Origin of the sequence: Clostridium tarantellae, from assembly GCF_009295725.1 — a bacterium.
GTDB lineage: Bacteria > Bacillota > Clostridia > Clostridiales > Clostridiaceae > Sarcina > Sarcina tarantellae.
Genome location: NZ_WHJC01000438.1, coordinates 1 through 2030 on the forward strand (window position 1 = coordinate 1; position 2030 = coordinate 2030).

General features: G+C 24.3%; 2 protein-coding genes. One reads left to right on the plus strand and one right to left on the minus strand.

The window, feature by feature from the left end:
- Positions 1–601 (minus strand): biliverdin-producing heme oxygenase (locus tag GBZ86_RS15355; protein WP_152892107.1); only part of this gene is annotated, 601 nt, incomplete at its 3' end.
- A 274-nt stretch (positions 602–875) separates the two neighbouring features.
- Between GBZ86_RS15355 and GBZ86_RS15360 the strand changes: the two genes are divergently transcribed.
- Positions 876–1988 (plus strand): M20/M25/M40 family metallo-hydrolase, encoded by a 1113-nt coding sequence (locus GBZ86_RS15360; RefSeq protein ID WP_152892109.1) that lies wholly within the window; start codon positions 876–878, stop codon positions 1986–1988.
- Positions 1989–2030: the final 42 nt, after the last annotated feature.

A 2030-nucleotide genomic window follows, 5' to 3' on the forward strand; every position in this document is an offset into this window, starting at 1 on the left:
TACTTATATTATAAATATATGAAAGAACAGTTTCATTTAAAAATACTTCTTTTAAATCATCATTTAGATCCATCATATTTAATTTATTATGATATTCCATAACAAATGATTTTAAATCTTTAATATCATCAAATATATAATAATTAAGAGCTGATTCAGGAAGATTATATTTAGCTTCAAGAATTTTAAAAATAGTTCTTCCACCAAATAAATCAGCTAAATATCTAGTATAAGCATGAGCTATTATTGCTTCTGGATGATATTTTGAAATTTCATTTAGTCTATTTACAAAAGATTTAGTAGAGCATAGTAATTCAATATTATTTATCATATCACCTAATATAAATCTTGCATCTTTTAATAAAGCTTCAGATCTATAAACCTCTTTAATAGCAAAAAGTTTAACAATATTATTATCTTTACATTTTTCTAATGCATCTTCAATAGCTTTATAAACATGATATAAATTATAAATATATTCACCATAACTTTCTACAGTTGCATTACCAGTTACAAGTCTTTTTATAAACCCTGTATTTTCTGCCATATCATGTAATTTGTTAGTGCTTGTTCTTATATCTGTTAAAAAGTTTTTTTCCATAATAAAATCTCCTTTTAAAAAATGGTAAAAAAGAATCATTATCTTTTAAAAAAATTATAACTCTAATGTAGTTAGTAATCAAATATGATTAAAATTTGAATATGATGAAAAATATTTAAAATACCTTTAATTTTAAAAATATTACTAAATTTTATAATTATTAAATAAAACAAATTATTAAATTTGAATAAATATTTGTTATATTGTAAAATAAATTTAATAGATAAATTTAATAGAACTATCTATAGTAAAACATTACAGTGGAGGTTCACTTATGATAAATAAAGATAGAATAGTAGAAAGATTTTTAGAATATGTGAAAATTAATAGTGAAAGTTATAATGAAGGCACTTTTGCTGAAAGATTAGTAAAGGAACTTGAAGGACTTGGCTTACAAGTGGAAGTTGATAAAGCTGGAGAAAAAGTAGGATCAAATACTGGAAATATTATAGCAAGATTAGATGGTAATTTAGATATAGAACCAGTATTATTTAGCTGTCATATGGATACAGTAACTCCTGGAAAAAATATAAGTCCTATTATTAAAGATGGTGTAATTTATAGTGATGGTACAACTATCTTAGGTGGAGATGATAAAGGTGGAATAACAGCTATTATTGAAGCTTTAAATGTAATAAAAGAAAATAATTTAGAGCATGGGAATATAGAAATAGTATTTACAATAGCAGAAGAAGTAGGATTATGTGGATCTAAAAATTTAGATTATTCAAAATTTCAAGCTAAAAAAGCATTTGTATTAGATTCAGGTGGAGATATAGGTACTATTGTTATAAAAGGGCCAGCACAAGATAAAATAATGGTTAAAATAAAAGGAAAACCAGCCCATGCAGGAGTTTGTCCAGAAGAAGGTATAAGTGCTATTGAAATAGCTTCAGATGCCATATCAAATATGAATTTATTAAGAATTGATGAAAATACAACAGCAAACATTGGAACAATAAAAGGAGGAGTTGCTACCAATGTAGTTTGTCCTGAAGTTCTTATTGAAGCAGAAGCAAGAAGTACTGTAGAAGAAAGTTTAGATAAGCAAACTAAACATATGGTTCATACTTTTAGAAAATCTGTTGAAAAATTTAATGGAGATGTTGACATAAGTGTAAATAGATTATATGGAGCTTTTTCAGTTGATGAAAATGATGAAATAGTAAAACTTGCAAAAAAAGCTTTTGAAAAATTACAAATAGATTCTAAAATTACTTCAACAGGTGGTGGAAGTGATACTAATATATTAAATGGAAATGGTATTAAAGCAGTTAATTTATCTTGTGGAGAAAGAAAGCCACACACTTTAGAAGAATCTATAAAAATAGAAGATTTATGTATATTATCTAATTTCATATTAGAATTAATAGGTATATTAAAATAATTATTAATAATATAATTAAAAGCTATAAAGTCAGATATAACT